We start from the raw sequence: 21,435 nt of genomic DNA, 5'->3' as shown, positions 1-21,435 counted from the left end.
GCACTGAGTCCGTGCCCCGCACGGTGCCTGCGCCCCGCACGGTGCCCGCACCGGGCACCGATCCCGTGCTCGGTCAGGTGTCCGCGCCGGGAACGGATCCCGCCGCCGAACCGATGACCGACGCGGCATCCGACCCCACGCCCGCCTCAACCCCACTCCCGGACGTCGATGGCCTGGCCGCCCTGATCGCCACCGCCGCCGGCCGCCACCTCCCCGGCGGGCGCCTCTCTGCTGACGCCGACTTCTTCGACGTCGGCGGCAGTTCCGTGAACGCCGTGGAATTCGTTGCGGAGCTGGAGGACCTACTGGGCCTGGAGATCGACCTCGACGAGGTGTTCGCGGACGCCCGCCCGCGCAGCCTCGCCCAGCGCTGGCTCAAGGCCGCCCCCGCGGCAGGGCTCCGCATGCCCACGCCCGCGACAATCCAGCGAACACCCACACCCGCACCCTCGACCACTCTGGCCACGCCCGCCCCGGCAACACCCCACACCACCGCTCGCCGCGAGGACCTCGACCAGATCCTCGCCGACCTCGCCCTCGTCGACCGTCTGCCCTTCACCGGTTCCCCCGAGCCGCTGCCGCCCCGTCGGATCCTGCTGACCGGCGCGACCGGCTTCCTCGGCAGTCACATGTTGCTGGACCTGCTGCGGCACAGCGACGCACACGTCTACTGCCTGGTCCGCGCGGCCGACGAGGACGCGGCCGTCGTCCGACTCGGTGAGGCGCTGAGGAGTTACCGCCTGCCCTGGTCCTCGGAGGTGCGCCGTCGGATCACCGTGCTGCCCGGCGACATCCGTCGCCCGCACCTGGGCCTGTCCGACGACGTGTGGGGCACTCTCGCCCAGGAACTGGACAGCGTCGTGGGCGTCGCCGCCGCCGTGGACTTTCTGCGCGGCTACCAGTCACTGCGGCAGAGCAACGTCCTCGGCACCCTGACCCTGGCCGAACTCGCCGCGACCGGCCGCCCCAAGCCGCTGCACCACATCTCCTCGATCGCCGTCTTCAACGAGGTCGGCATCACCGCCATGGGGGAGGACGACCCGCTCGCCCACGTGGACCGCCTCGTCGCGGGCTACGACCAGACCAAGTGGGCCGCCGAGGTCGCCCTGCGCCGCGCCCGCGACCACGGCCTCGTCGTCACCGCCCTGCGCCCCGGCGGCATCGGCGGCCACACGAAGACCGGCGCCTACAACCCCCAGGACCTCAGCAGCGGCCTGTTCTCGGCCTTCGCCCGCTTCCGGACCGTACCGGCCTTCCGTCATCTGAACGCCGCCCCGGTGGACTGGGTGAGCCGGGCCGCGGTCGCCGCCGTCTGCGAGCCCGACGCCTGGGGCTACGACTACAACCTGACCGGCGTGCCCAACACCCTCGACGACGTCGTACGCGACATGACCCTCGGCGGCATGCACGTACGCGTCCAGGACTGGGAGGAGTGGCGTACGGACACCCTCGCCCGCCTCCAGGCCGACCCGGTGCCCGAACTGACCTTCCTGACCCGCGTGTTGCAGAGCCCCACCGCCCTCAAACTGTGCGAGGCGACGCTCACGGGCCCGGCCGCCACCATGGATCGCACCGCCACTCTCGTCGAGGCGCTCGGCCTCGAACCCGCCACCCGCTACGACGCACGGGCCCAGCTGAAGACGTTCGAGCGGCTCGCCGGCGACGGCCTGGCCCGGCTGCCGCACAAGGACGACCAGCCCTACCTGTGGTTCAAGGAGACCGCCGAGGGCGCCGTACGCCCCATCGGCACGTCCGCCCCCGCCACCCCCTGTTCCACGGAGCTCACCCTCTCCATCGCGAGCATGCACCAACTGGTGACCGAGCGCCGGGTAGACGTGCGCGGCGGGCTCCACTGCACCGCCGTACACCCCGAACCGCTCCTCGTGGAGCGTGGCGACGTCTGGATCCGCCCCGAGGAGGGCATCCCGCAGCAGCACGGCCTGCGCCACCAACTCCTGCGCTACCGGCTCCAGTTGCGCGACACCGACGGCGGACGCTGGTGGCTAGAGGGCCGCAAGTACGCCCGCGCCCGCCGCGACGTATGGCGCCAGACCCGCGCGCTGACCGTCGAGATCGGCCGGGAGGGCGAGAGCGCCCACCTGGCGGGCGAGATCGTCGTCCCCGCCGACAGCTACGTACGCGACCAGATCGACGGCATCAAGGTCGACCCGCGCCTCACCAGTCAGGAGAAGCGGGCCGCCAAGCTGACCTGGCTGGCCTGGTTCGGCCTGGAGATGGGCCGCGGCCTGCTCGGCCCCTTCGCCCGGGCCGCCGCCGACCTGCTCGACCTGCGCCGCACCCAGACTCCCACGGAGCACAACCGATGATCTTCAAGGCGACCGGCATCAGTGCCAGGCCCACTCTCCGCAAGGTCCGCACCACCACGGCCCTGCGCCCGCTCCGCCACCGCCTCGACCCGACGCGCGTCGAGGAGATCCCCTTCCGCGCAGGCGACGGGGTCCGCCTGGGCCTGACCCGCGTCGACGGCGGCGACACGGACCGTCCCGCCGTCCTGCTCCTGCACGGCCACACCGCCTCCGCCGACATGTTCCTGCTGCCCGAGACCCGCAACCTCGTCGACGTCCTCCTCGACGACGGCTACGAGCCGTGGCTGCTGGACTGGCGCGGCAGCTGCCGGCTGCCGTACAACGAGACCGGCCAGAAGTACACCTACGACGACGTCGCCCTGTACGACATCCCCGAAGCCGTCGCCCACATCCGTGCCCGCATCGGCGACCGGCCCCTGTTCGTCGTCGCCCACTGCATCGGCTCGCTCACCCTCTCGCTGAGCATGACGGCCGGCCTGGTGCCGGGCCTGGCCGGGGTGGTGTCCCAGGGCGTGTTTCTCACGCCGAAGCTCGCCGGACGCACCTCCCTGCGCATGACCCTGGCGGGAGAGCTGCTGAAGTCCCGCATCGACCACATCCCCGTCGACATCCGCAAGGTCGGCCTGTGGTCGAAGTACACCCCCCTGTTCGCGCTGGCCTCCCGCAAGGCGAGCTGCCCCGACCCGACCTGCCAGATCCTGCACAACTCGGCCTGGGGCACGGGCGCCTCGCTCTTCGTCCACGAGCACCTCACCGAGACCACCCACGACCGCCTCGCCGAACTCCTCGGCCCCGCGCCCCTGTGGATCCTGCCGCACCTGCGCCGCATCGAACTGGCCCGCACGGTGGTCCGCTGGCACGACACCGACCTGCGCTACCGGTCCCTGCCGCCGAACGCCCTGGACGCGGCGGCCCGCATCGACACCCCCGTCCTGCTGCTCTCCGGCAGCGAGAACGGCCTGTGGCAGGACTCCCAGAAGCTCTGCCACGACGTCCTCGCCCACCGGCAGCCCCAGCTGGACGTCACCTACACGGAGATCCCGGGCTACGGTCACCTCGACACGTTCCTCGGCCGGGGCGCCGCCCTCGACGTGTTCGGCCACATCCTCGATTTCCTCGGGCCGCTACGGTGACGGCGGCCCCCGGGCCCATTACCGTACTCGGCAGTAACTCCATCGCCATCGCCATCGCAGGAGGCCAGGCCCCATGCCAACGCTCGCTCTCGACGCCGCCACACTGACGTACGACGACGAGGGCTCCCGCGACGGTGAGGCCACCCCGCTGGTGTTCATCCACGGCTGGACGGCCAACCGCCACCGCTGGGACCACCAGATGGCCCACTTCGCCCCGGGACGCCGGGTGATCCGCCTCGACCTGCGCGGCCACGGCGAGAGCACCGGATCGGGCGCCCGCACGATCGAGGACCTCGCCGACGACGTCCTGGCCCTCCTCGACCACCTCAAGGTGGACCGCTTCATCCCTGTCGGTCACTCCATGGGCGGCATGATCGCGCAGACCATCGCCCTCGCCCACCCCGACCGGGTCGACCGCATGGTGCTGGTGAACTCCATCAGCAAGATGACCTACAACCGGGGAAGAGGCCTGCTGATGGCGGCCTCCACCCTGGTCCCCTTCAAGCTCTTCGTCGCAGCCAACATCCAGCGTGCCTTCGCCCCCGGCTACCCGCGCGAGGAGATCCGCGCCTACATCGGCGCCTCGGCGGCCACCCCGCGCGAGGTGGTGATGACGCTCTACTCCGCCATGCGCGCCTTCGACGTCCTCGACCGCGTCGGCGAGATCCGCACCCCCACCCTGCTGGTGCACGGCTACCACGACGTCCAACTGCCCGTCGCCCAGATGCTCCGCATGGCGAAGGGCTACCCGGACGCGGTCATCCGCATCCTGGACGCCGGCCACGAACTCCCGGTGGAGAAGCCCGCGGAACTCACCGTGGCGCTCGACTGGTTCGTGAGCCCCCGGGACTGACAGGTCAGCGAAGGCGGCGCCCGCTCGTTCTCCGCGATGTCTTCGGCGGCCGGAAAGCGGCGCTGAACCTGTGGGGAACCTGAGAAGTTGTGTGAACTCTGCCGCGCTGGGCAGGCGCCGTCGTCATGAGCACCCCCCATCGGAGCACGGTAGACGAGGCCGGCGAGGCTACGGAGTGGCAGAGCCCGGACGTGCGAGCGGCGCTGCCGCTCGTCCCCTCACCGGCGCACCGGCGCAGACGTGGCGGGCGGGGCTTTTCGTCGGCACTGCGTGGTGGGCGGGTGGCGGGGCTGGACGGACTGCGGACGGTCGCGGTGATGCTGGTGATCGTGTATCACGTGGAGCCGGATCCGCTGCCCGGAGGTTCCGTGGCCGTGGACGTCTTCTTCACGCTCAGCGGTTTCGTCATCACCCGGCTGCTGGTCGCCGAGTACGCCCGTACCGGCCGGATCGGCCTGGGGTCGTTCTACCGGCGGCGGTGGCTGCGGCTGGTGCCGGCCATGCTGGTGATGTGCGCGGTCACCACCTTGCTGTCCCTGGCGTTTGTGCTGCCGCTGTTCGACGGGGCATGGGTGGCGGCGGCTCTGGCCGCGGCGTCGGTGGTCAATCTCGTACGGGCCGGGGAGTCCGGGCCGTACTCGGACCTCACCGCGCCGCTCAGCCACACCTGGTCGCTGGGGGTGGAGGAGCAGTTCTACCTGGCCTGGCCGCTCCTGCTGCTGGTGCTGCTGCGGCACGCGAAGGCGCGGTCGGTGCTGGGCTGGGTCGCGGCGCTGTGCGTCCTGCCGGTGCTCTGGCGGGCGGTGCTCTGGGACCCCACGGCGGCGCACCGCATCTACAACGGCCCCGACACCCGCGCCGACCAGCTCCTCGTCGGAGCTCTGCTGGCCGTCGTCCTGGCCCGGCTGCGTGCCGACGACCCCCGACTGGCACTGCTGCGCCGATGGGCGGGACGGCTCTGCTGGCCCGCGCTCGCACTGCTGGGGCTGATCGCCTGGCAGGTCCCGATCACCGAACCGAGCCGGTGGAACCCCGTGTGGTACACGGTCGGATTCCTCGCCGTCGCCGTCCTGTCGGCCACGGTGGTGGCAGCCCTGGACCTGTGCCCCCGGTCGTGGCCCTCCCGTCTGCTGTCGGTGTCCGCCCTGGCATGGGTCGGACGCAACCTCAGCTACGGGATGTACCTGTGGCACTACCCCGTCATCCGGCTGCTCTCCGATCTCGGCGTGGACGGCGGCCGGCTGCTCCCGGCGGGTGTCGTGGCGACGGTAGCGGCGGCCCTCGCCTCGTACCTCCTCGTCGAGCGGCCCTTGCTGCGCCGCGACCGGTTCCGCGTGCGCCCACTGGAGCCCGTGGCCACTCCAGCGCGTGCGCCGGCCGCGTGACGGGCGCGGCGAGCTTCCCTACGGGGCGGCCAGTTTCCGCAGGAGCAGTGCGGACAGGGGTGTGGGCAGCGCGCGCAGTGTGCGGACCAGCGCCGCTGTGGGCCAGGGAAAGCACGCCTGCGCCGGTTCCTTCTCCAGGGCGCGTACGACGTGCCGGGCCGCCCGCTCCTGGCTGACCTGGAAGGGCTTGGGCAGTCCGTCTTCGCTGATGCGCTCGGTGGCCACGAAGCCGGGGTGGATCGTGGTGAACCGGATGCCCCGGGGAGCCAGTTCGACGCGCGCGGCGTCGATGAGCGTGCGCGCGGCCGCCTTCGCCGCCGAGTACGGCCCCCGGTGACCTGGTCCATGGACATGTCCGGTCCCTGGCCGGCGTTGAGCAGTGCTATGTCGATGGTCCCGTACTCCGCGGCCGCGGCCGCCACGACGTCGGCCGCTGCCTGCGGGTCGAGGGCGTCGGCGGCGATGTGCAGGCAGGCGCTGCCCGCGGCTCGTATCTCCTGCGCGACGGCGGCCAACTCGGGGGCACGGCGTGCGGTGATGACGAACCGGTTGCCGCCGGGGGCGAGGTGGCGCGCCACCTCGGCGCCGATGCCCGACGAGGCGCCGACGATCAGGATGGTCCTGCCGGTGATGCGCGCCATGGCGTTCCCTCGCTCGAAGACCCTTGCCCCGTTACAGCGGCCACAGGTGTCAGAGGTGTCACAGGTGTCACGAGCAGTGTCACGCCTCTGCGCGGTTCTTGGGCACGGCGGAGTCGGATTGTCCGACGGTCCGAGCCGGTGCGTCCTTGCGCCGTATGCAGCAGCACGAGGAGCAGGCGGCCTGCGCACCAGGTGAGGCTGGATCAGCCCCGAAGCTCACCCTCAGGAGCCGCCATGCCTCTGCGCCCCGCACCGCCCCGCACCCCCCTCCGTCGCCCACGGCTACGGCCGGCGCTCGTCATCGCGATCTGCCTGGCGGGCCTGGCCCCGGCCGCCGTCAGCAGCGCCGCCGACGCCACCCCGCGACCGCCGGACGACCGTACGCTGCAGAACCAGCTCGACGAGTTCGTACGCAGCCCGGGCGGCCCGCCCGGCATCATCGCCGTGCTCCGCCGCGGCCACGACAAGCAGGTCCTGCGGGCCGGCGTCGCCGACCTCGCCACGGGCCGGCCGCCCCGCACGGACGACCACATGCGCATCGCGAGCACGGCCAAGGCCTTCAGCGGTGCGGTGGCGCTCACCCTGGTCGACCGACACGCCCTGCGTCTGAACGACACCCTGCGCAAACGCCTGCCCCGGCTGCCCCGTGCCTGGGGCTCCGTGACGCTGCGGCAACTCCTGAACCACACCAGCGGCCTGCCGGACTACACGGACGACCCCGCCTTCCTCGAGGAGGTGATCGCCGACCCGCGGCACCGCTTCGACTCCCGTCGCCTCCTCGACTATGTGGCCGACGAACCCCTGCGGTTCCGGCCCGGCAGCCAGTACCGCTACTCCAACTCCGACAACATCGCCGTAGCCCTGATGGCGGAGGCGGTCACCGGCACGCCGTACGAACAACTGCTGCGCGAACTCGTCTACGAGCCGCTGCGCCTGCGCAACACCAGCCTTCCGCAGGGCTACCGGCTCCCCGAGCCCTACCTGCACGGATACGACGTGAGCCCGCCCGCGCCCCCGGAGGACGTCAGCGAGCTCCTCAGCGCCTCCGGCGTGTGGGCGTCCGGAGGGATCGTCTCCACCCCCGCCGACATGACCCGCTTCATCCGCGGCTACGCCGGGGGAGCGCTGTACGGCAAGGGCGTCGTACGCGCGCAGCGGCGCTGGATCGACGGCGCGTCCGAGCCCGCGGGGCCGGGGCGCAACTCCGCGGGCCTCGCAATCTTCCGCTACGCGACGCGCTGCGGTGTCGTGCTCGGGCACACCGGCAACATCCCCGGCTACACGCAGCTGATCGCCGCCACCCCGGACGGCAGCCGCTCGCTGACCTTCTCCGTCACTACCCAGATCAACCAAACCGCGGCCCCCGCGCAGTTGCGCCAACTGCGCGCCATCCAGGAGAACTTCGTCTGCGCGCTGCTGACCGACGGCGGTCGTTGAGACAGACAGCCGCATGGGGCTTGCCCGACCTCGCCGGGCAAGCCCCATGCACGCGGTGGCCGACGGACGTCAGCAGTCCGGGACGCCCTCGATCTTCACGCCGCCGCGGAGGTACAGGTTGTTGACCCAGGCGATGTCGCTGCCTGCGAACTCCTGTACCGCGGTCCACCAGTTGTTGGTGCCGACCGCGGGGTCGGTGACGGTCTGGCCCGGCGTCTGGCACACGGCGTCGAGCCAGTACTTCGAGCGGACGGCCAGGCGGTTGGACTCGCTGGTCGGCTGCTCGCGCAGATTGACGTTGGTGGCCCAGATGTAGACGTCGGTGAGCGTCGGGTCGCCGCCGCTCACCGCGGCCGGCGCGGCCGCGGCCGTGGTGGCCAGGACTCCCGCGCCGAGCGTGGCCACGGCCAGCGCGACGGCGGAGCGCTGCATCAGCTTCTTCATGTGTGTTTCCCCCTGAACTGATCTGCTGCTGCACGGCACTTGGCCGGCACTCAGGACTCTAGGGAAAGGTGTGGTGCCGCGGTCCCTGACAGATGTCAGGGTCAGTGCGCGTACCCGAGGAGGCGTTGGGGCAGCAGGGCCAGGTGCTCCTCGCGCACCAGGTCGAAGCGCAGCGCGAGCGTGACGAGGTCCTCCCGCTTGGCACCCACCCGCGTCTCGTCCTCGTTCCCGGTCCGCAGCCGGAGTTTGGCGGACGTTAGGTAGTCGATGTGGTAGTTCACGGCGGAACGGGTCAGATCCCGGCACGACTCCAGGGGCCGCAGCCGCTCCACGATCTCGCCGGCGCCGGGCAGCGCCACGCCGGACGCGGTGCGCAGCCGGGGCTCGCACAGCGCGACCAGGACGAGGAAGTACTTGGACGTCGGTCGAGGGAGAACGGGCTCACGGTCCGCTCCCCGTGGTCGGGCCCGGCGCCGTCCTGCGCATAGGCGTGCTGCGGCGCGAACACTTTGAAACTCGCGGTGCTGTCCAGAGCGGGCAGCACCACCCGGGAGAATTCGAACGGCACGGGCGCGCCGAGCCGCCCCGGAGCCACCTTGACGTATTCGCCGGCCCCTTCGAGATTCTCCACGACATATGTGGAGGTCGCGCTGAAGTTCGACAACCGCCAGAAGTCCCCGGCTGCCTCGATGCGTCCCGCGTGCCGCGACACACCGGGATCGGGCAGGGCAATGGGCAGCGCTCTGCCCGGGGCTCCCCGCCCGAAGTCCCTGGTCTCACCCGGCCCCATGTGAAGAAGCCGCGGCTTTTGATGAATTGCTCCCGGACGAGACTCTGTTTCGTCGGGCAACTGCACGATAACGGTGTCCATAACACTCATCCCCCGTGTCGGTCGCCAGAATTCTAAAGCGGCGACCGCGCTGTCCGGAGTGCTGGAACAGGCCGGTTCCCGGTCCTGAGGGGACCGGGAATCGGGCCGTGGCCTGAATCGTCCGGCACCGGGTAGGCGCAGCAACGAGGGAACGAAACCCGCCGACCGGAGGAGAGACGACCATGCCGAGCGTCATCCAGCGCATCAAGCAGTACACGCGGAGTCCTCAGGGCCGTCGCACCGTTGAGCAGGCGCGGCGCGCCGCATCCGACCCGCGCCGCCGCGCCCAGGCGAAGCGCCTGCTGAGCAAGTGGCGCACTCGCCGCTGACCGGACGGCCGTGACGGTTCGTCAGCCGTGGAAGGTGATGTAACCGTTGCGGTCGGGGTCGGAACCGCTCTTGGTGTACGCGTGTACGTCCGCCCGGCTTCCGCCCGGCTTGTACAGGTAGATCGTGTCCTTGTCGTTGTTCCAGATGAAGTTGCAGTTCTGGCGGTAGACGACGTTGTTCGCGTCCGAGTCGGTGCCCTTGCCGCCGCGCAGCTTCACGTAGTCGCCGGGCTGGAGATAGTGGTTGGCGGTGAAGGCGAAGCGGTTGCCCGTGGCGTCCTTGACGACGTAACCCTTGAGGTTGACGGTCTTCGAGGCCGAGTAGTTCTTGATCGTCAGGTACTCGCTCTTGGTGTTGCCGGTGGAGCAGCTGTTGGAGTCCGCGCCCGGTGCGTCGTACTGAACGCCCTTGAGCTTCAAGGCCGACGTGTATTCGGCGGCCTGCGCGGGCGCGGCCGACACGGCGGCTATCGCCCCGACGGCAGCGGACATCGCCAGCACATGGCGTATACGCATGAGAAATCCCCCCTGTGGTGCGAATGGAGCGCCCGGAGTCTATCCCGTCGATGAACGTGACGTGATGGGAACGTGTGGGAAATGTGAAGCTGCCAGTGTCCAGGCGGCCCGCCGACGGCGATAGGGTCCCGGCATGGTTCATACCGATGTGGGGATCGTGCACCCCGGAGCCATGGGTGCACAGGTGGCGGCACAGGTGAGGGCCGCGGGCAGCAGGGTCTGGTGGCTGCCGCAGGGACGCTCGGCCGAAACGCGGCGGCGGGCCGCGGAGTTGGGGCTGCTGCCTGCCGGGAGCATGGCGGAGCTGACCGCCGAGTGCACCCTGCTCCTCAGTGTGTGTCCGCCGGCCGCCGCCCTCGACGTCGCCCGTCAGACGGCGGCCGCCGGCTTCGAGGGTGTCTACGTCGATGCCAACGCGGTCAGTCCCCGGCGCATGGCACAGATCGCTGAGGCGCTGCACGGCACCGGCGCGACACTCGTCGACGGAGGCATCACCGGACCGCCGCCCCGTGAGGCGGGAACCACCCGGCTCTATCTGTCGGGCGACGACACGGTCGTATCAGGGATCCGGGCGTTGTTCGACGCCACTCTGCTGACGCCGGTCGTCCTGGCCGGCCCGGTCGGCCGGGCCTCGGCGCTCAAGCTGGCCTTCGCCGCCTACAACAAGATCTCGTACGCGCTCGCCGCCGAGGCCTGCGCCCTCGCGGAGGACCACGGCGTCCTGGACGACCTCCTCGACGTCGCCGCGCACCTGCTGCCGGACACCCCACTGGCCCGGCCGGAACAACTGGCGAGCGCCGGCCCCAGGGCCTGGCGCTGGGAGCCGGAGATGCGGGAGATCGCCGAGGCCTGGCGGGGGAGCGGTCTGACGGGCTCCTTCGCCGACGCCGCGGCGGACACCTTCGAGCGCTGGCACGCCCACAAGGACGACCGGAGCGTGACCAGCGGCCAACTGCTCGCCGACCTCCTCGGGCGCGGCCCGGAAGAGGCCGCGTGACGACCGGCCAAGGCGCCGCTCAGTTCCACAGCGAGTAGGTCACCGTGCGCGCCAGCCGCTCCGGCCGGTCACCGGGGAAGGTGAGCGTCATCCGCCCGTAGCGCTGCTGCTGCGGATCCTTGTTCCAGCTCTGCGGCTGGTCGAGCCGGACGACGACGCGATACGAGTGGAAGGTCCCCGCCGCACAGTACGGATCGCAGTCGTTCACCCAGTTGACGCCCCTCGCCTTCGCGGAATCGGCGTCCCAGTGCGTCCACCGGAGCGAGGCCAGGCGACTGTTGCCGTCGCCGCAGGCCAGGATGAAGTCGGCCGGACGCACCTGCGGCTTCGAGGAGCAGTCGACGAGCACGGTGTCCCTGACCGGCTGCGCCGCGGCCTGCACCGCCGACGACGGCGCCGCCGCGGGGGAGGCGGAGGCCGGGCCCATGGCCGCCACGAACGCCACCGCGGCACACAGCGCCGCCGCCTTGGTCACCGCGAGTCCTGGCATGTCCGCTCCCGGCCGCCGTCCGCACCCGTCCCTGCCTCGACGCTACGACCGTGACCGGCGGCGCACCACTCGAACGGCGCAACGCCGGCGATCGTGGGCCGCCCGGAGGAAGGCGGCACGCAGGCTCACGGCGCGATCCCGACGCAGGCGACCTGCTGGGCGTCAGGACGCGGCGTTCGCGCGAACCGGCTATGGACTTATGGACCACTCAACCCCGCACACTTTGGCTCTGTCGGCCGGACCAAGACCGCGACAGGGTGAGAGCACAACGAACCCTGCGGAGGCCCTCCTTGAGCATCGCGTTCCTACTGACCAGCCTCGTCGTGGTGGTCACCCCCGGCACCGGCGTGGTCTACACCCTCGCCGCCGGGCTGTCCCACGGCCGCCGCGCGAGCATCGTCGCCGCGTTCGCCTGCACCCTCGGCATCGTGCCGCACCTGATCGCGACGATCACCGGCCTCGCCGCACTGCTGCACACCAGCGCCGTCGCCTACGAGACGGTGAAGTACCTCGGCGTCGCATACCTCCTCTACATGGCGTGGGCCACACTGCGCGACAAGGACGCGTTGACGGTCGAGACGGAATCCGAGCCACGACCGGTGTCCCGCGTGATCGCCTCCGGGGTGCTGCTCAATCTCCTCAACCCGAAGCTCACGATGTTCTTCGTCGCGTTCCTTCCGCAGTTCGTCCCTGCCGGAGAGTCCGGCTCCCTCGGCGCGATGCTCCGGCTCGGCGCGGTGTTCATGGCCCTCACCTTCGTCGTCTTCGCCGCGTACGGCATGTGCGCCGCCGCCGTGCGCCACCGCGTGCTGGCCCGGCCCCAGGTGATGACCGGCATCCGCCGGGTGTTCGCGGTCTGCTTCGTGGGTCTGAGCGCACGACTGGCGGTGGCGTGAGCATGCGCTTCCGGCACGCGGACGCCCTCTGGGCCGACCATCCCGAACTCTCCGCCGGCGCGCTCCACGCCACCGGCATCGACATCTCCGCCGACGTCACCGCGCGCGTCGCCGAGTACACCTCCCGCGCCACGGCCCGGCTGGCCGGCGCCTCCGAGAGCGCGTTCCCCGAGGTACTGGCCTGGCGGCGGACCTTCTCTCGGATGGGGCTCAAGCCGACGCAGTACCGGTGCGCCTCGGAATCACTGCTGCGGCGACTGCGCAAGGAGGGCGAACTGCCCCGCATCCACCCGGTGGTCGACCTGTGCAACGCGCTCTCGGTCGCCTACGGCGTACCGGTCGCGGCCCTCGACGTCGACCGCATCTCCGGCCCCCTGCTCGAGGTGCGCCGCGCTCTCGGCGACGAGCACTACACGACCTTCGGCGGCGACACCGAACACCCCGCACCCGGCGAGGTGACCTTCGTCGACTCCGCCGGCCGGGCACACGCCCGCCGCTGGACCAACCGCCAGAGCGGCCACTCCGCGGTCGGCGAGCACACCGGCCGGATCCTCGTGGTCACGGAAGCGATGCACGAGGGCGGCGCGCAGACCGTATCGGATCTCCTGAAGACCGCCGCCGAGGAACTGACCGCGCACTGGCCGACCACCACGGCGTCGGCCGTCCTCACCCGCTCCGCACCGGAGTTCGTCTTCGGCGACTAGATTCCGCGCGAGACGCTCAGAGGACCCGTGACACCATGGACCCGATGAATGAGGGGGACCGAACATCGCAAGAACCCAGCTCCGCCAGGCCCACGCCGACGGACGGCGGCGCTCCGACGCAGGGCTCTGACGCGGCCCGGTCGGTGGGCGGCGAGATCCCGGCGCATGGCTGTGATGCGGCCCGGTCGGTGGGCGGTGGGATGGTGGCGTACGGCTCGGATGGGTCTGGGTCGGTGGGTCTGGGTTTCCCGTCCTTCGGCTCCGCCAGTTCTTCGTCGGTGGGTGGTGGGGCTCCGGGCCGGGGTGCTGAGGCGGCTCGGTCGGTGGGCGGTGGGATGGTGGCGTACGGCTCGGATGGGTCTGGGTCGGCGGGCTTGGGTTTCCCGTCCTTCGACTCCGCCGAGCCCGCGCCGGCGGACGGCGGCGCTCCGGTCCAGGGTTGTGATGCAGCCCGACCGGGGGACGGCGGGATTCTGGCGTACGGCTCTGATGCGGCCCCGTCGGCGGGCCCCGGCCCCTTGCCTCGCGGCTCCGACGAGGCCCCGTCGGCGGACGGCGGCTCCACGTCCCGCGGCTCCGGCAGAGTCCCGCCGCCAGACCCCGGCCTACCGTTCTACGGGTCCGGCAGAGTCCCGCAGTCAGACCCGGACCGACCGTTCTACGGGTCCGGCAGAGTCCCGCAGTCATGCCCGGACCGACCGCCCTACGGCTCCGGCCGAGCCCCGCAACCAGACCCCGACCCATCGCCCTACGGCTCCGGCAAAGCCCCGCAGTCAGACCCCGACCCACCGCCCTACGGCTCCGACTTCCTCCAGCTCGATGCCGGTGACGCATCAGGTTCCGGCAAGGCCGACTGGCTGGCTCGGCGGCTGCGCCAGGCGATAGCCGACGGTCGGCTCGCGGTGGGAAGCCGGCTGCCGCCCACCCGCGTGCTCGCCGGCGAACTGCGGGTCTCCCGCGGGGTGGTCACCGAGGCCTACCGGCGGCTCACCGAGGACGGTCACGTCGAGGGGCGTCGGCGCGGCGGGACGGTGGTGGTCGCGGCCCCGGCCCTGCCGCCGTCCGCGTCCCCCACCGGCCACGCCCGTGCGGTCGACGACTCCGCACCGGGCACCCTCTTCGTCGGCGAACCCGGCGCCAAGGTCTTCGACGCCCTGCGCGCCGTCCGCGCCCGCGTCGACTTCACCCCCGGTCAGCCCGACCTCGCCGCGTTCCCCCGCACCGCCTGGCTGCGCGCGGAGCGGGCCGTACTCACCGGCCTGTCCTCCGAGCAGCTCGGCTACGGCGACCCGCGTGGCGCCCCACAACTGCGCCGGGCCGTGGCCGGCTGGCTGGCCCGCAGCCGAGGCATCCGGGTGGAACCGGACGAGGTACTCATCGTCGCCGGCACCGCGCAGGCGCTCACCCTGCTGCACCCCGTGCTGCGGGCGGCAGGCATCGACAGCATCGCGGTGGAGGACCCGGGCTCGCTCGGCACCCGCCAGCACCTGGCGAACGGAGCCCTCGCCACCCCACCGGTACCCGTCGACGACGACGGCGTCCGCGTGGACGCACTGCGCGCCACCGGCGCCCGCGCGGCGCTGCTCACACCCGCCCACCAGTTCCCCACCGGCGTGGTCATGAGCGGCGAACGCCGCCGCGACCTCCTGCGCTGGGCCGAGGACGGCGGCCTGATCATCGAGGACGACTACGACGCGGAACACCGCTACGACCGGCCGCCGGTCCCTGCACTGCGCGCCCTGCTCGCCGACCACGTCTGCTACGCGGGCAGCGTCTCCAAACTCCTCGCCCCCGCCCTGCGGATCGGCTGGCTGGTACCCCCGCCCCGCTACCGCGACGCGCTGACCGAAGCGAAGCGCTTCACGGACCTGGGCAACGCGGTCCTGCCCCAGCTGGTACTCGCCCGGCTCATGGACTCCGGCGACCTGGAACGCCACTTGCGCCTGCTGCGCGGCCGTCACCGACGCCGCCGGGACGCGATGATCGACGCCATCGCCCGGCATCTCCCGGGCGCGACCGTGCACGGCGCCGCGGCCGGTCTGCATCTGACCGTCACGTACGAGCCGCAGGTACCCGACACCGATCTGGCCGCCGCCGCGCTCGCCCGGGGCGTGAAGTGCCAGCCCCTGTCCTGGCACCGCCAACTCCCCGGCCGCCCAGGCCTCGTCCTCGGCTACGCGGCCACCGCACCCGGCGCCATAGCCGAAGGCGTAGCGGCACTCGGCGAGGCGCTGCGCACGCTGAGCCGGACAGCATCGCGGCCGCAGGTGGATCCCCCCGCTTGATCAGAACAGAGGGGTACTAGCATATGAGCGCCACCTAGCTCGAAAGAGAAAACTGTGACTGTCAACGAGGACTCGTTCACCAACTGGAAGAACCGCGAGGAGATCGCGGAGTCGATGATCCCGATCATCGGGAGGCTGCACCGGGAGCAGGACGTCACCGTGCTGCTCCACAGCCGTTCCCTGGTGAACAAGTCAGTGGTCAGCATCCTCAAGACCCACCGGTTCGCCCGGCAGATCGCCGGGGAGGAACTGTCCGTCACCGAGACCCTGCCGTTCCTCCAGGCCCTCACCACCCTGGACCTCGGCCCGTCCCAGATCGACATAGGCATGCTGGCCGCGACGTACCGGACCGACGATCGAGGGCTGTCGGTGGCGGCCTTCACCGCCGAGGCCGTAGCCGGTGCCACGGGCGCCAACAAGATCGAGCGCCGGGAAGGACGCGACGTCGTCCTGTACGGCTTCGGCCGCATCGGCCGCCTCGTCGCCCGCCTGCTCATCGAGAAGTCCGGCTCCGGCAACGGCCTCAGGCTGCGTGCCGTCGTCGTCCGCGGCGGCGGCGAGCAGGACATCATCAAGCGCGCCTCGCTGCTGCGCCGCGACTCCATCCACGGCCAGTTCCAGGGCACGATCACCGTCGACGAGGCGAACAGCACGATCATCGCCAACGGCAACGAGATCAAGGTGATCTACGCCAATGACCCGTCGGAGGTCGACTACACGGCCTACGGCATCAAGGACGCCATCCTCATCGACAACACCGGCAAGTGGCGCGACCGCGAGGGCCTGTCGCAGCACCTGCGCCCCGGCGTCGACAAGGTCGTCCTGACCGCGCCGGGCAAGGGCGACGTGCCCAACATCGTGCACGGCGTCAACCACGACACCATCAAGCCGGAGGAGCAGATCATCTCCTGCGCCTCCTGCACCACCAACGCGATCGTCCCGCCGCTGAAGGCGATGGCGGACGAGTACGGCGTCCTGCGCGGCCACGTGGAGACCGTCCACTCGTTCACCAACGACCAGAATCTGCTGGACAATTACCACAAGGCCGACCGCCGTGGCCGCTCCGCGCCGCTCAACATGGTCATCACCGAGACCGGTGCCGCCTCCGCCGTCGCCAAGGCGCTGCCGGACCTCAAGGCGCCGATCACCGGCAGCTCGATCCGTGTCCCGGTGCCGGACGTCTCGATCGCGATCCTCAGCCTGCGGCTCGGCCGTGAGACCAACCGCGAGGAGGTCCTCGACCACCTCCGTGACGTCTCGCTGACCTCGCCGCTCAAGCGCCAGATCGACTTCACCACGGCCCCCGACGCGGTCTCCAGCGACTTCATCGGCTCCCGCCACGCCTCGATCATCGACGCGGGCGCCACCAAGGTCGACGGCGACAACGCCATCCTCTACCTCTGGTACGACAACGAGTTCGGCTACTCCTGCCAGGTCATCCGCGTCGTCCAGCACGTCTCCGGGGTGGAGTACCCGACCTACCCGGCTCCGCTGGCCTGAGCCCGGAGGCGGCGGCCCCGACCCACGGGGCCGCCGCTTCCCGGGCCGTGGACTACCGCCGGGCCAGGTCCGTCTTCGTGGCCCGGAACCGGAGCAACTCCGCTTCGGAACCCGCCAGATGGAAGCCGGCCTTCTCCAGCACCCGGACCGACGGCGGGTTGGACGACGCGACGTCGGCGTACACGGTGTGCACCTCGGGCGCGGCGAGGGCGAACGCGGTCAGGCGCCGGGTGGCCTCAGCGGCGTAGCCCAGCCCTCTGCGACTCGCCACGATTCCGTAGCCGATCTCGAGTCGGCCATCGGCAGGCGGCCAGAACAGACCGACCGAGCCCACCACCGGACCACTGTCGCGTTCGAGAACCTGACGGTGGCCGTACTCGCCGAGCCACTCGGGATGCTCGGCGAACAGGCCGGCGACGACCTGATCGCCTTCGGCGGGAAAGTCCTCGGCCCAATGGCAGAGCCGGACCCCGCGCAGCACGGCATCGATCTCGGCGGTGGCCCACGACCGCAGGACGAGGCGGTCGGTCAGCAGATCTGCGTGGGTGGGTGTGAGGAAGGAAGACACGTGACACTCCTGGTCGTCGACGCGACCCGGACCGTGCTCCTCGACAGGGGCGCGGACCGGACAAGGGCATGCTGAACACGGCCGACGGCAGCCATACTCATCAACCTCCCTTGCCGCACTGTGATCACGCGCTTCTCGCGCGGCGACGTTATCCACGCCCTCGTAGGCGCAGCAACTCCTTTTCACCTTCCTCATACCGTTTGGCCAGTTCAAGCAGCACAAATGTTCACTACGAAGTGGTAACGGGCGGCAACCCTAAGGGCAGTTGGCATGGTCTAGTCCGCCATGAAGATCTCTTTCCTGATCCACAACGCCTACGGGATCGGAGGCACGATCGCCACCACCTTCAACCTGGCCCACGCACTGGCCGAGCGGCACGAGGTGGAGATCGTCTCCGTGCTGCGGCACCGGGAGCGCCCGAACTTCACCCTGGACCCGAAGGTGTCGCTGCGGCCTCTGGTGGATCTCAGGCAGGAGAAGGAGCATCCGTTACATCTGAGACCGGCGAGGGTGTTCCCGCGGGCCGAGTACCGATACCGCCAGTACAGCGAGTTGACCGACCAGCGGATCGGTGAATGCCTCGCCACGATCGACGCGGACGTGGTGATCGGGACCAGGCCGGGGCTCAACGTCCATCTCGCGCTCCAGACTCCGCGCCATGTCGGACGCATCGGGCAGGAGCACCTCACCCTGGACAACCATCCGCCCAGGCTGCGCAACGCGCTGCGCCGGGCCTACCGTCGGCTCGACGTCCTCACCACGGTGACCGAGGCGGACGCCGCCGCCTACCGGCGCAAGATGAGGCTGCCCGGCGTGCGGGTGGAGGCCCTCCCGAACAGCGTGCCGGACCCCGCGCTCCCGGCCGCCGACGGCACCGCGAAGGTGGTCGTAGCGGCCGGCCGGCTGGTCCCGGTGAAACGGTACGACCTGCTCATACAGGCCTTCGCCGTGGTCGCCGCCGAACGCCCGGACTGGCAGCTGCGCATCTACGGCAAGGGTGAGGAACACGATCGGCTGCGCCAGCTCATCGTGGACCTGCGCCTGTGGAACAACGTCTTCCTGATGGGGGCCGCGGCACCCATGGAGGCGGAGTGGGTGAAGGGCTCGATCGGTGCGGCCGCCTCCAACTTCGAACCGTTCGGCATGACGATCGTCGAGGCGATGCGCTGCGGCCTGCCGGTGGTGAGCACCGACTGCCCCTATGGACCCGGTGAAATCATCAAGGACGGGGTCGACGGACGGCTCGTGCCCGTCGGGGACCGCGACGCGCTCGGCGCCGCCCTGCTGGACCTCGTCCGTGACGACGACCGGCGCCGCCGTATGGGCCGCGCGGCCCTGGAGAACGCGGGGCGATTCGCGCCCGGCCCCGTGGTCGAGCAGGCCGAACGGCTGCTCGCCGAGGCGGTCACGGCACGACAGGCAGGGCGACCGGCCGCACAGGAACGCGCCCGCGCCGGCCGTGTCCTGGTCAGCCAGGGCTTCGCCGCCCGCGACGCCGCGTTCGGCGCGGCCAGCGGCGCGCTGCGCATCGTACGGAAGGGACAGCGGTGAGCGTGGAACAGCACAGGGAGCCGCCACGCGTTGCCTGCGTGGTGGATGCGGACGGCCGGATCACCTTCGACCTCCCGCCGGGCTCGGCCCCGGGGCAGCAGCTGCTGCTGCGGCTGCGCCCGAAGAAGGGACAGCCCGAGAAGGACCTCCACCTCCTCGACCTGGAACCCGTCGACGACGGTCGCCAACGCGTCGTCCTCGGGCCGCAGCCCGTTCTCACGGAGGGCCGCTGGGACGTGTACCTGATCCCGGAACCGGGTTCCGGGCGGCAGCGTCTGCGTCCGGGCCCGCGCGACCTGCGGACCCTCGTCGACGGACACCCGCCTGACCGGCAGACTCCGCTGGCCGTCCGTATTCCGTACGCCACCCTGGACGGCTATCTCGCCGTACGGGCCTGGCTGCGCCCCGCCCACGCGGAGGTCGGTGCCCTCGATCTCACCGACCGATCGATGACCGTCGACGCACGTCTGCACGGCGCCACGTTCCAGGAGGGCGCCGTCGTGCGCCTGCGCCGACGGGGCAGTAGTGGCACCGTCCTCACCCTGGAGCCTGAGGTAGCACAGGACGGCCGAGGCTTCTCCTTCACGGTCGACCACGGCGAGCTGGCCGCAGCGACGGGCACCGAAAGCGGCGTCTGGAACGCCTTCGTCGAGCCCGCCGTACAAGCACCTGCCATCCGGATCGCCCGACTCCTGGACGACGTGGCAGACCGCAAGGATGTGTACGTCTACCCGACGGCCACGGTCGACGGCGCCGTCCTGCGCCCCTACTACACGGTCGACAACGACCTCTCCGTGGAGGTGAGGACGGGCGTGGTGTGATCACCCCGTCCCGGCGCGGGCCCGGGCGACCCCTGCGTTCGGATCCCGCCGGAACGCCCACGCCATCGTCGGCTCCATCACGCCTCGGAAGACCCGGCGGACGGGCGGGGTGCACAGCGCGGTGACGACCGCGCCGGCGACGAGGGTGACGGCGATCTCGCCGAGCGGCCGGTGGGTCCAGTCGAGGCGGGACCAGTGCCAGTGATTGGCGGCCTGGACCACGAAGCCGTGCAGCAGATAGCCGTACAGCGTGCCCGCGCCCAGCGCGGTGAACCACGTCCGGCGCCCGGGCACCCAGGCGAGGAAACAGGCGACCAGAGTCAGGGAGCAGCCGAAGAGAGCCAGCGTCATGAGGGGTCCGTACCACGCGGGCACACCGAGTTCCTGGGCACTGGCACGGTGGAAGAACCAGGCGTAGTCCATCCGCGGGACGGCCCAGTACGCCACGGCGAGAGCGCACGCGAAGACCGGCACGGCCAGGACGCGCGCCTCACGTCGCCGTACCAGCCGGAAGTGCTCGGGCTTCAGGCACAGACCGAGCACGAAGTACGGCAGGAACTGCAGAGTGCGCTGCAGGTCGAGGTCGCTGCCGATGGACGGTGACAGCGTCGCCAGCGCCGCGATGCCGAGCGCGAGCGGCAGCGGATGGCGCACGCTCTTCCAAAGGGGCGTGGTCAGCCGCCAGATGAACAGCGCCGCCAGGAACCACGTCAGATAGAGCGGGTCCAGCAGGGTGACCGGCCGGTCCGGAACGTCGTCGGTCCACCGCGTGAAGAGCGTGTACGCCGTCTCGAAGACGACGTAGGGGACGACCACACCGGTGATCAGGCGCTTGATCTTCTCCGGGCTCGCGTCGAAGCCACGCGAGAAGTACCCCGAGATGACGATGAACGCCGGCATGTGGAAGGCGTAGACGAGCGTGTAGAGCGCGGTGACGGTGCGGCTGTCGGAGCGCAGCGGCTCCCAGGCGTGCCCCATCGCCACCAGCACGATCGCCAGGTACTTGGCGTTGTCGAAGAACGAGTCGCGCTGCTTCGTCGGCGCGGGGGCGCTCCCGACGCGTGTTACTGGAGTCAAGGCTGTTGTGGGGGAAGACAGCATTCCGCGCGCCTCACCAATTCTCCGGGATGTAAACCACCTTGTTCGCCACTGAGACGGCCAGGTCGGCCGGGTGGGGTAACGGTGGGCGTGGAAGCCGTTCGGGGGATGTACTTTGCTGTCTACTGCCGGTGGCAGGCCGGGTTGGCGTGCCGGTGCGGAGGTGCGTGGATGACCGGACGAGCGGGCCGGGTGGCCGTCACCGTCGTCCTTGCCGGCGCGGTGAGCGCATGCGGCACGGTGTCGGAGCGGCGCGACGAGGTGCGGGACGCCGCGGTCGCGTTCGAGAAGGCGGTCGCCGCGGGCGCGTACGGCCGCATGTGCACGGCCCTCGCGCCCGGAACCGTGGAGGAGTTGGAGCAGTCGGCCGGCAGCCCGTGCGCGAAGGCGCTGAGTGAGGAATCACTGGCCTCGGGTGGTGCCGTGCGCGTGGTGGACGTCTACGGCAACCAGGCGCGGGCGGTGCTCGCCACGGACACGCTGTTCCTCTCCCGTTTCGCCGCCGGGTGGAAGGTCGTGGCCGCCGGGTGCAGCCCGCGGCCGGAACAGCCCTACCAGTGCCGTGTCAAGGGCGGGTGAGCCATGAGAG

Annotated in this window: 20 protein-coding genes and 2 pseudogenes; 14 read left to right on the top strand and 8 right to left on the bottom strand. The window is 71.0% G+C overall.

Features of this window, described 5'->3' with window-relative positions:
* The first annotated feature begins 11 nt into the window (after positions 1-11).
* From QFZ76_RS04765 to QFZ76_RS04750, 4 genes are all read left to right on the top strand, one after another.
* Positions 12-2,327, top strand: a complete 2,316-nt coding sequence (locus tag QFZ76_RS04765) for a thioester reductase domain-containing protein (RefSeq protein WP_307672498.1) — start codon at positions 12-14, stop codon at positions 2,325-2,327.
* On the top strand, positions 2,324-3,460 hold the full coding sequence (locus QFZ76_RS04760; protein ID WP_307672497.1) for an alpha/beta hydrolase: 1,137 nt from the start codon (positions 2,324-2,326) through the stop codon (positions 3,458-3,460). Before QFZ76_RS04765 ends, QFZ76_RS04760 begins: the two co-directional genes overlap by 4 nt.
* 73 nt (positions 3,461-3,533) lie before the next feature.
* Positions 3,534-4,313: an alpha/beta fold hydrolase gene (locus QFZ76_RS04755; RefSeq protein ID WP_307672496.1), complete on the top strand. Its 780-nt coding sequence runs from the start codon at positions 3,534-3,536 to the stop codon at positions 4,311-4,313.
* Between the two features lie 125 nt (positions 4,314-4,438).
* The gene (locus tag QFZ76_RS04750; protein WP_307672495.1) at positions 4,439-5,698 is read left to right on the top strand and encodes an acyltransferase; all 1,260 of its coding nucleotides are present in this window, start codon (positions 4,439-4,441) and stop codon (positions 5,696-5,698) included.
* 18 nt (positions 5,699-5,716) lie between these two features.
* Here the strand turns inward: QFZ76_RS04750 and QFZ76_RS04745 are convergent, their stop codons facing one another.
* Both QFZ76_RS04745 and QFZ76_RS04740 read right to left on the bottom strand, forming a co-directional pair.
* Positions 5,717-5,989, bottom strand: a complete 273-nt coding sequence (locus tag QFZ76_RS04745) for a hypothetical protein (RefSeq protein ID WP_307679929.1) — start codon at positions 5,987-5,989, stop codon at positions 5,717-5,719.
* Positions 5,990-6,060: 71 nt separating this feature from the next.
* Positions 6,061-6,339: pseudogene (locus tag QFZ76_RS04740) on the bottom strand (SDR family NAD(P)-dependent oxidoreductase); the annotation flags it as partial.
* Between the two features lie 234 nt (positions 6,340-6,573).
* Here QFZ76_RS04740 and QFZ76_RS04735 point away from each other — a divergent pair.
* Complete coding sequence (locus QFZ76_RS04735) at positions 6,574-7,776, top strand: serine hydrolase (protein ID WP_307672494.1); 1,203 nt, start codon at positions 6,574-6,576, stop codon at positions 7,774-7,776.
* A gap of 69 nt (positions 7,777-7,845) precedes the next feature.
* Here QFZ76_RS04735 and QFZ76_RS04730 read toward each other — a convergent pair whose 3' ends face one another.
* Both QFZ76_RS04730 and QFZ76_RS04725 read right to left on the bottom strand, forming a co-directional pair.
* Positions 7,846-8,220 (bottom strand): peptidase M23, encoded by a 375-nt coding sequence (locus QFZ76_RS04730; protein WP_307672493.1) that lies wholly within the window; start codon positions 8,218-8,220, stop codon positions 7,846-7,848.
* A gap of 101 nt (positions 8,221-8,321) precedes the next feature.
* Positions 8,322-9,091 (bottom strand): annotated as a pseudogene (locus QFZ76_RS04725) (serine/threonine protein kinase).
* Positions 9,092-9,273: 182 nt separating this feature from the next.
* Here QFZ76_RS04725 and QFZ76_RS04720 point away from each other — a divergent pair.
* Positions 9,274-9,420 carry a hypothetical protein gene (locus tag QFZ76_RS04720; RefSeq protein ID WP_266446172.1) on the top strand — a complete coding sequence of 49 codons (147 nt, stop codon included), beginning with the start codon at positions 9,274-9,276 and terminating at the stop codon, positions 9,418-9,420.
* A gap of 21 nt (positions 9,421-9,441) precedes the next feature.
* Here QFZ76_RS04720 and QFZ76_RS04715 read toward each other — a convergent pair whose 3' ends face one another.
* Positions 9,442-9,936 carry a lamin tail domain-containing protein gene (locus QFZ76_RS04715; protein WP_307672492.1) on the bottom strand — a complete coding sequence of 165 codons (495 nt, stop codon included), beginning with the start codon at positions 9,934-9,936 and terminating at the stop codon, positions 9,442-9,444.
* 133 nt (positions 9,937-10,069) lie between these two features.
* Here QFZ76_RS04715 and QFZ76_RS04710 point away from each other — a divergent pair, with 133 nt between their 5' ends.
* The gene (locus QFZ76_RS04710) at positions 10,070-10,933 is read left to right on the top strand and encodes an NAD(P)-dependent oxidoreductase (protein WP_307672491.1); all 864 of its coding nucleotides are present in this window, start codon (positions 10,070-10,072) and stop codon (positions 10,931-10,933) included.
* 19 nt (positions 10,934-10,952) lie between these two features.
* Here the strand turns inward: QFZ76_RS04710 and QFZ76_RS04705 are convergent, their stop codons facing one another.
* Entirely contained in the window at positions 10,953-11,423 is a 471-nt protein-coding gene (locus QFZ76_RS04705) for a hypothetical protein (RefSeq protein WP_307672490.1), read from the bottom strand.
* Positions 11,424-11,713: 290 nt separating this feature from the next.
* Between QFZ76_RS04705 and QFZ76_RS04700 the strand changes: the two genes are divergently transcribed.
* The 4 genes from QFZ76_RS04700 (at position 11,714) to QFZ76_RS04685 (ending at position 16,808) form a co-directional block, all read left to right on the top strand.
* Positions 11,714-12,319 carry a LysE family translocator gene (locus QFZ76_RS04700; protein WP_307672489.1) on the top strand — a complete coding sequence of 202 codons (606 nt, stop codon included), beginning with the start codon at positions 11,714-11,716 and terminating at the stop codon, positions 12,317-12,319.
* A gap of 2 nt (positions 12,320-12,321) precedes the next feature.
* Positions 12,322-13,023 carry a B3/4 domain-containing protein gene (locus tag QFZ76_RS04695; RefSeq protein ID WP_307679928.1) on the top strand — a complete coding sequence of 234 codons (702 nt, stop codon included), beginning with the start codon at positions 12,322-12,324 and terminating at the stop codon, positions 13,021-13,023.
* A gap of 857 nt (positions 13,024-13,880) precedes the next feature.
* Positions 13,881-15,308, top strand: coding sequence for a PLP-dependent aminotransferase family protein (locus QFZ76_RS04690; RefSeq protein WP_307679927.1), 1,428 nt, complete (start codon positions 13,881-13,883; stop codon positions 15,306-15,308).
* A 54-nt stretch (positions 15,309-15,362) separates the two neighbouring features.
* Positions 15,363-16,808 (top strand): glyceraldehyde-3-phosphate dehydrogenase, encoded by a 1,446-nt coding sequence (locus QFZ76_RS04685; protein ID WP_266446190.1) that lies wholly within the window; start codon positions 15,363-15,365, stop codon positions 16,806-16,808.
* Positions 16,809-16,860: 52 nt separating this feature from the next.
* Here the strand turns inward: QFZ76_RS04685 and QFZ76_RS04680 are convergent, their stop codons facing one another.
* A complete protein-coding gene (locus tag QFZ76_RS04680) occupies positions 16,861-17,376 on the bottom strand; it encodes a GNAT family N-acetyltransferase (RefSeq protein WP_307672488.1) in 516 nt (171 codons plus the stop codon).
* 285 nt (positions 17,377-17,661) lie between these two features.
* Here QFZ76_RS04680 and QFZ76_RS04675 point away from each other — a divergent pair, with 285 nt between their 5' ends.
* Both QFZ76_RS04675 and QFZ76_RS04670 read left to right on the top strand, forming a co-directional pair.
* The gene (locus QFZ76_RS04675) at positions 17,662-18,927 is read left to right on the top strand and encodes a glycosyltransferase family 4 protein (protein ID WP_307672487.1); all 1,266 of its coding nucleotides are present in this window, start codon (positions 17,662-17,664) and stop codon (positions 18,925-18,927) included.
* Positions 18,928-18,929: 2 nt separating this feature from the next.
* Complete coding sequence (locus tag QFZ76_RS04670; protein WP_307672486.1) at positions 18,930-19,748, top strand: hypothetical protein; 819 nt, start codon at positions 18,930-18,932, stop codon at positions 19,746-19,748.
* On the opposite strand, the gene QFZ76_RS04665 is transcribed toward QFZ76_RS04670, so the two are convergent.
* A complete protein-coding gene (locus QFZ76_RS04665) occupies positions 19,749-20,849 on the bottom strand; it encodes an acyltransferase family protein (protein ID WP_307672485.1) in 1,101 nt (366 codons plus the stop codon).
* 168 nt (positions 20,850-21,017) lie between these two features.
* On the opposite strand from QFZ76_RS04665, the gene QFZ76_RS04660 reads away from it, so the two are divergent.
* The gene (locus QFZ76_RS04660) at positions 21,018-21,425 is read left to right on the top strand and encodes a hypothetical protein (RefSeq protein WP_307672484.1); all 408 of its coding nucleotides are present in this window, start codon (positions 21,018-21,020) and stop codon (positions 21,423-21,425) included.
* Positions 21,426-21,435 lie beyond the last annotated feature (10 nt).

Origin of the sequence: Streptomyces sp. V4I2 (assembly GCF_030817655.1) — a bacterium.
Lineage (GTDB): Bacteria > Actinomycetota > Actinomycetes > Streptomycetales > Streptomycetaceae > Streptomyces > Streptomyces plumbiresistens.
Note: the sequence above shows the minus strand (reverse complement) of the source record. Positions and strands in the feature narration are given on the sequence as shown.

Excerpts from the sequence above, each read along its gene's own strand:
- QFZ76_RS04760 (WP_307672497.1), top strand. The coding sequence starts at position 2,324 with ATGATCTTCAAGGCGACCGGCATCAGTGCCAGGCCCACTCTCCGCAAG.
- QFZ76_RS04755 (WP_307672496.1), top strand. The coding sequence starts at position 3,534 with ATGCCAACGCTCGCTCTCGACGCCGCCACACTGACGTACGACGACGAG.
- QFZ76_RS04750 (WP_307672495.1), top strand. The coding sequence starts at position 4,439 with ATGAGCACCCCCCATCGGAGCACGGTAGACGAGGCCGGCGAGGCTACG.
- QFZ76_RS04735 (WP_307672494.1), top strand. The coding sequence starts at position 6,574 with ATGCCTCTGCGCCCCGCACCGCCCCGCACCCCCCTCCGTCGCCCACGG.
- QFZ76_RS04730 (WP_307672493.1), bottom strand. The coding sequence starts at position 8,220 with ATGAAGAAGCTGATGCAGCGCTCCGCCGTCGCGCTGGCCGTGGCCACG.
- QFZ76_RS04720 (WP_266446172.1), top strand. The coding sequence starts at position 9,274 with ATGCCGAGCGTCATCCAGCGCATCAAGCAGTACACGCGGAGTCCTCAG.
- QFZ76_RS04715 (WP_307672492.1), bottom strand. The coding sequence starts at position 9,936 with ATGCGTATACGCCATGTGCTGGCGATGTCCGCTGCCGTCGGGGCGATA.
- QFZ76_RS04710 (WP_307672491.1), top strand. The coding sequence starts at position 10,070 with ATGGTTCATACCGATGTGGGGATCGTGCACCCCGGAGCCATGGGTGCA.
- QFZ76_RS04705 (WP_307672490.1), bottom strand. The coding sequence starts at position 11,423 with ATGCCAGGACTCGCGGTGACCAAGGCGGCGGCGCTGTGTGCCGCGGTG.
- QFZ76_RS04695 (WP_307679928.1), top strand. The coding sequence starts at position 12,322 with ATGCGCTTCCGGCACGCGGACGCCCTCTGGGCCGACCATCCCGAACTC.
- QFZ76_RS04675 (WP_307672487.1), top strand. The coding sequence starts at position 17,662 with ATGAAGATCTCTTTCCTGATCCACAACGCCTACGGGATCGGAGGCACG.
- QFZ76_RS04665 (WP_307672485.1), bottom strand. The coding sequence starts at position 20,849 with ATGCTGTCTTCCCCCACAACAGCCTTGACTCCAGTAACACGCGTCGGG.
- QFZ76_RS04660 (WP_307672484.1), top strand. The coding sequence starts at position 21,018 with ATGACCGGACGAGCGGGCCGGGTGGCCGTCACCGTCGTCCTTGCCGGC.